The sequence below is a fragment of the Arthrobacter agilis genome (assembly GCF_006494655.1).
GTDB lineage: Bacteria > Actinomycetota > Actinomycetes > Actinomycetales > Micrococcaceae > Arthrobacter_D > Arthrobacter_D agilis.
The window spans coordinates 1-5,442 of record NZ_VHIM01000013.1 but is presented as its reverse complement, the minus strand read 5'-3'; the positions used below and the strand labels follow the sequence as shown (position 1 = coordinate 5,442).

Sequence of the window (5,442 nt, the reverse complement as noted above, 5' to 3'; positions counted from 1 at the left end):
GGACATTGTCGAGGCCTTCCGGATTGAGCGGCTTAGTCACTGCCGATCTTGGAAGGTCTCGACCTCATTTCGGAGTCAGGTGCTCACGGCGTGTCGCTCAGCGCTCCCACCTCAAGTATGAAGAGCCAGTTTAGTTGCACGGGGTCGAGTCGCTTACTTCCCTCTAACAGCGGTCGGTGCAGCCGTGTTTGTCGAGCCAGTAAACTTCCAACGCCCGCCACTCTGCGCCTACTCGGCGCGATTCGCATCACCCTGCCGCCGGTCCTCGAACAGTTTGATCGACCCGTATTGCGCCAAGTACACCCGCCAACCACCAACCGCACGGAACGGAATCGTTCACCGGACGTGTTGCTAACGGGTGGGTTCCGATCCGGGTCCAGCGTTGATGCCGGTAAGGATCGCGCCCATACTCGGACGTGAATCACGTGCCATCCATTGGATGGGCCCTCCGGCCAACTCTCGGGAGTGACATGTCTGCTGCAACACTGGCGAGATCAACGATGAAATTCGGAGCAGGACTGGGCGTCGCTGCCATAGTTCTGATTGTTCTCGGCCCATTCATCAACAGGAACTTCGGCCTGGGAGACAGCCTGAGCTTCATGCCGCTTTTCGCAGCCTGGGAATCAGAGCCCGTCGCTGTGCTTGTTTCGCTGATCTACGTGACACTGCTGGTGCCATGCGTGCTGCTCTCCGCCACACTCATCACGGCCTCCCTGGTCATCCGTCACGCGGAAGCAAGCGAACAAGCAACGACGACCGAAGAGTCTGCTGCAAGCACTCACTGATTCCATCGGGCTTCCGAACACCTCGTCGAGAGCACACACGCCGGAGCATCTACCTACGCACCCTCACCCGGCGGGGAGGATCGCTGAACTGACGAGTTCCTCCTACATCATCCCGCATCCCCAGTGCACAGCCGGCTGGTTGCGGGACTCGTGGCCGCTTGAGGATGTTGAGGCCCGTGACTTGCACCCAAATCTGTAGGGGAAGAACGGTCCCGTTCTGCGACTCCGATGCCGATGATGCCTTTCGGGTTCGCAATTGCGATCGCGGTGAGGGCGAAGCCCAGTAGTCCGAGGACCCGGAGGATGAGGGCAGTCCTGCGCACGAGGGGCCGGGTGCGGGTTGACGCGGAGACACCGGCGACGATGAGTGCGATGTTGCCGAGGGTGACGATGGGTAGCGCGCCGATGGAGTGTTCGGTGAGGTTGACGTCCTCGGGAATGAGTCCGATGACGATCCATGAAAGGCCGGCGACTGCCACCATGGTCCGCCACACCCCGGCGTTCGATTTCGGGGACCAGGCGTTTGAGGTGAGGAGGACCCCTGCGATGAGGAGTACGCCTTGACTGGGTGCCCTGGCCCTCGGCCCACGCGGTCACTACTGTCATCCTTCTAGCTCAACTCTACCGTTACGTTAGAATATAGTTATCGAAAGGTCGACAAGGCCTTCCCTCTTTCTTCCGGACGCAGCGCCGCGCTTCCACCTTCTTCACCACCGAGGGCAGCTGATGCGCCCTCCTGATCCCTGGAAGGGGACCCCTATGGCTGTTGCCACGACCGCTCCGCCCTTGACCCCGGAGGACCGCCAATCCGTGTGGCGGACCTTGCGCACTCCCCGCCTGCTCCGGACCGAGGTCCTCGCCGGACTCGTGGTCGCCCTTGCCCTGATCCCCGAGGCCATCGCGTTCTCCCTCATCGCCGGCGTCGATCCCCGCATCGGCCTGTTCGCATCCTTCACCATGGCCGTGTCCATCGCGTTCCTGGGGGGACGGCCCGCGATGATTTCCGCCGCGACCGCTGGAACCGCGCTGGTCATCGCGCCCTTGGTGGCTAATTACGGCATCGACTACTTCATTGCCGCGGTCATCCTCGCCGGCGTCTTCCAAGTCATCCTTGGCCTGGCCGGAGTCGCGAAGCTCATGCGGTTCATCCCCCGCTCAGTGATGGTCGGGTTCGTGAACGCCCTGGCGATCCTGATCTTCACCTCCCAGCTCCCCGAACTCCTCGGCGTTCCGTGGCTGGTCTACCCGATGGTCGCCGTCGGGCTGGTCATCATCTTCCTGCTCCCGCGGATCACCCGGGTCGTCCCGGCACCCCTGGTCGCCATCGTGGTCGTCACCGCTGCGGCAGTCATCTTCGCAATCACCGTCCCCACGGTCGGCGACAAGGGCCAGTTGCCCGAAAGCCTCCCGTCGCTGTTCTTCCCCAACGTGCCGCTGACTCTCGAGACGTTCCAAATCATCGCCCCGTTCGCCGCCGGCATGGCCGTGGTCGGGCTGATGGAATCCCTCATGACGGCCAAGCTCGTCGATGATGTCACTGACACCCGCTCCCACAAGACCCGCGAGTCCTGGGGTCAGGGCGCCTCGAACATCATCACCGGGTTCTTCGGCGGCATGGGTGGCTGCGCGATGATCGGCCAGACGATGATCAACGTCAAAGCCTCCGGAGCACGCACCCGAATCTCGACCTTCATGGCCGGACTGTTCGTCCTGATCCTGGTCGTCGCCCTCGGCGACGTCGTCGCACTCATCCCCATGGCAGCACTGGTCGCCGTCATGATCTTCGTGTCCATCGCCACCTTCGACTGGCACAGCATCCAGCCCGCCACTCTGAAGCGCCTGCCGAAGAGTGAGACCACCGTCATGCTCGCCACCGTCGTCGTGACCGTGTGGACGCACAACCTGGCCATCGGCGTCCTCGTCGGCGTCCTCGTCGCCATGGTCGCCTTTGCCCGACGGGTCGCGCACTTCGTCACCGTGAACCGCACCGTCGAGGAGCACTTCGGCGTCGAAGTCGCCAAGTACGAGGTCACCGGAGAGCTGTTCTTCGCGTCCTCCAACGACCTCTACATGCAGTTCGAGTACGCCGAGGACCCGGACACGATCGTCATCGACATGTACGGCTCCCACCTCTGGGACGCCTCCACCATCGCTGCCCTCGACGCGATCACGGCGAAGTACGAAAGCTACGGCAAGACCGTCCAGATCGATGGTCTGAACACCGCGAGCCTGGCCATCCGCGAACGCCTCGGCGGGCACCTCGGTGGAGGCCACTAACACCTTCAACAAGCGTCGGGTTCGGGTATCACGGAACCCGAACCCTGCCCGCGCGCCAAGCCCTTTATATAGGGTTCGAAAAGACAACGACGCGCAGACACCTGCACGAGAGACACCCAATGCATGCCGTCAACGGCACCCCCACTATTTCTGTAACACCTGCCCGCCGGTCCTGGTGGGGTGTTGTGGCCGCCGGTGCACTCATCAGCGCCGCTACCGCGCCGGGACAGACCGCGGGACTGTCCCCGCTGACCGATCCGCTCATCAGCACGAAATTTTCATCGGATGTTCGTGCGACTCGTCTGGTTATCGGCCAGGGCGGCGTTTACTCGTGCGCGGAGTAGTCGGTATTCCTGGGCATACGCCCGCGGCCCTCCAGGCGGCCGGACGACGACGCGGGGCTCCCCGATGATGTGGTGGGGTCCGAACTGCTCTCGCGTCAGGTCAATCTCGACGCCGCTGACAAAGCGGTTCCAGTAGTGCACCTGGTCGTGCTCGGTGCCGCCGGTGACGTCTGCGACAAGCAAATCACCGCCGAGCAGGTCTTGGACGACGAGGGCTGTGGGGCCGCACTGCCCATGTGCCGAGTTGTCGGGCGTCCACGTGGTGAGGCTCGCGGTGTCGAGACAGGTGGTGTCGGCACCCCAGGACTGGCGGAAGGCTCGCTCAATCTCGAGCAAACTGACGCTCATGGTTTCCGGGCGATGATCGTGTAGGTGCATGGTACAAGGCCACGCTCGGCCTCCGGCCACGCGAAACCACCAGGCACCTGGACCATGCGGGGCGAGAACTTCCACGGAAGCGTAGTGCCCTCATTGACCCGAAGGAGCTGCAAACCAGCTCCGAGGAGAGAGTTGATGATGTCGGACAAAGGGTGCGCCCACTGATATGTCCGAGAATGCTCGACCGTGCCCTCTCCTGCATAGGTGGATTCCTCATCCCACACTTGAGCGTGGCCGGTGCTGAAGTACGGGAACCGAAACCTCAGTCCTTCGGCATGCTCATCGAGTGCGTAGAGGACCGGGTGTCCGTCACGGATGTAGAAGGTTCCCCCGGGGCGTAGGAGCCCGGCGATCTGCGACGCCCATCGGTCCAGATCAGGAAACCAATTGATGGTTCCGATGCTCGTATAAACGAGGTCGAAGTCACCGGTGACCGCGGCACGAGCATCAAGGACGTCGGTCTCCACCCAGGTTGCCTTCAGATCCAACCGTTTTGCAAGACCGGCAGCGGATGTCAGAGCTGCGGGAGAGAAGTCGACACCGGTCACTCGGGCTCCTGCCCTGGCCAATGACAGTGTGTCGGTGCCGATGTGGCACTGCAGGTGGCACACATCCAGGCCAGCCACCGTGCCACCCGGAAGGAACGCTGCCAAAGCATCCAGGTCCGTGCGGATTACTGCGCTCACATGGTCAGGCTCATCAAGATCACTGATCGCGTACGCCTCCTCATGCAGGGGCACCCGATCCTCCCAGTTCTCCCGATTACTCGCCCGTGCAGCATCCCAACTAATCGCAATCCGGTCATCACCCATGAGGCGAGCTTACGAGCAAAAGAATCACGCCTAGCTGCGTCCCGTCGTTCCCCACGTCCTAACTCAGGTTATCCCTCGACTCCTCGACAGTTTTCGAGGGCACTACGGTGATTCTCATGACAGGTGTGCCAGCTCAACGGGTTCTCTTCCATGGCGTGACCGGCAGCGGGAAAACTTCAGCCGCCCACGCCTATGCCATCGCTACAGGGGTTCCTGAGTTTTCGGCCGACGACGATTTGGGATGGCTGCCCGGCTGGAAGGGCCGCCCGCTCGAGGATCAATACCGGATCGAGGCCACCATCGCCGCGCAGGACCAATGGGTTCTCGTCAGCGCCTACTCGTCCTGGCGGGACACCATCCTCGCCCGTACCGAACTCATCGTGTTCCTCGACTACCCGAGGTGGCTCTCCCTCGGAGGCCTCATCCGCCGAACCATCCGACGCATCATCAGCAAACACCCGGTGTGCAACGGCAACACCGAAACTCTCCGCCGCGCCCTCGCGAAGGACTCCATCATCGCCTGGCACTTCAAGACCTTCACCCGAAAACGGGACGCGATCAAGCACATAAGGGCCGACCCGTCCATGCCACCTGTCCTGTCCTTCCACCGACCACGCGACCTGAATGTCTGGATAGCAGCAGTGGCCCCCGTGCAACCGTCCGTCCGACCTACGTGCAAGGATTGAGCCCCAAACCAATGCGTCTCTGCGCACCGTTTTGTGGCTCATCGTAAATAAGAGTGCAGTTGGGGTCTGAAGCCGCCTGATTCGAGGAGGCTGCGGGCGATGTAGTGGGTGAGGTTTCGGAAGCCGAGGGCTGATCCGCGGAGGTGCTCGAGCCGTCCGT

6 protein-coding genes are annotated in these 5,442 nt (G+C 62.4%); 3 read left to right on the top strand and 3 right to left on the bottom strand.

Annotation, left to right across the window (positions count from 1 at the left end; all coding sequences use genetic code 11):
• Nucleotides 1–470: 470 nt before the first annotated feature.
• Nucleotides 471–785, top strand: a complete 315-nt coding sequence (locus FJV46_RS14920) for a hypothetical protein (RefSeq protein ID WP_126130587.1) — start codon at nucleotides 471–473, stop codon at nucleotides 783–785.
• Nucleotides 786–892: 107 nt separating this feature from the next.
• Here FJV46_RS14920 and FJV46_RS14915 read toward each other — a convergent pair whose 3' ends face one another.
• Nucleotides 893–1,267: a hypothetical protein gene (locus FJV46_RS14915; protein ID WP_126130588.1), complete on the bottom strand. Its 375-nt coding sequence runs from the start codon at nucleotides 1,265–1,267 to the stop codon at nucleotides 893–895.
• Nucleotides 1,268–1,544: 277 nt separating this feature from the next.
• Between FJV46_RS14915 and FJV46_RS14910 the strand changes: the two genes are divergently transcribed.
• Nucleotides 1,545–3,062: a SulP family inorganic anion transporter gene (locus FJV46_RS14910; protein ID WP_087025308.1), complete on the top strand. Its 1,518-nt coding sequence runs from the start codon at nucleotides 1,545–1,547 to the stop codon at nucleotides 3,060–3,062.
• A gap of 278 nt (nucleotides 3,063–3,340) precedes the next feature.
• Here the strand turns inward: FJV46_RS14910 and FJV46_RS14900 are convergent, their stop codons facing one another.
• Both FJV46_RS14900 and FJV46_RS14895 read right to left on the bottom strand, forming a co-directional pair.
• Nucleotides 3,341–3,754, bottom strand: a complete 414-nt coding sequence (locus FJV46_RS14900; RefSeq protein WP_087025314.1) for a YunG family protein — start codon at nucleotides 3,752–3,754, stop codon at nucleotides 3,341–3,343.
• On the bottom strand, nucleotides 3,751–4,596 hold the full coding sequence (locus tag FJV46_RS14895; RefSeq protein WP_087025317.1) for a class I SAM-dependent methyltransferase: 846 nt from the start codon (nucleotides 4,594–4,596) through the stop codon (nucleotides 3,751–3,753). Before FJV46_RS14895 ends, FJV46_RS14900 begins: the two co-directional genes overlap by 4 nt.
• Before the next feature lie 116 nt (nucleotides 4,597–4,712).
• Between FJV46_RS14895 and FJV46_RS14890 the strand changes: the two genes are divergently transcribed.
• Entirely contained in the window at nucleotides 4,713–5,282 is a 570-nt protein-coding gene (locus FJV46_RS14890; protein ID WP_087025321.1) for a P-loop NTPase family protein, read from the top strand.
• The last annotated feature ends 160 nt before the right edge of the window (nucleotides 5,283–5,442 follow it).

Bases quoted from the DNA above. Each gene is read 5' to 3' on its own strand.
- FJV46_RS14915 (WP_126130588.1), bottom strand. From the start codon at position 1,267: ATGGTGGCAGTCGCCGGCCTTTCATGGATCGTCATCGGACTCATTCCC.
- FJV46_RS14900 (WP_087025314.1), bottom strand. From the start codon at position 3,754: ATGAGCGTCAGTTTGCTCGAGATTGAGCGAGCCTTCCGCCAGTCCTGG.
- FJV46_RS14890 (WP_087025321.1), top strand. From the start codon at position 4,713: ATGACAGGTGTGCCAGCTCAACGGGTTCTCTTCCATGGCGTGACCGGC.
- FJV46_RS14920 (WP_126130587.1), top strand. From the start codon at position 471: ATGTCTGCTGCAACACTGGCGAGATCAACGATGAAATTCGGAGCAGGA.
- FJV46_RS14895 (WP_087025317.1), bottom strand. From the start codon at position 4,596: ATGGGTGATGACCGGATTGCGATTAGTTGGGATGCTGCACGGGCGAGT.
- FJV46_RS14910 (WP_087025308.1), top strand. From the start codon at position 1,545: ATGGCTGTTGCCACGACCGCTCCGCCCTTGACCCCGGAGGACCGCCAA.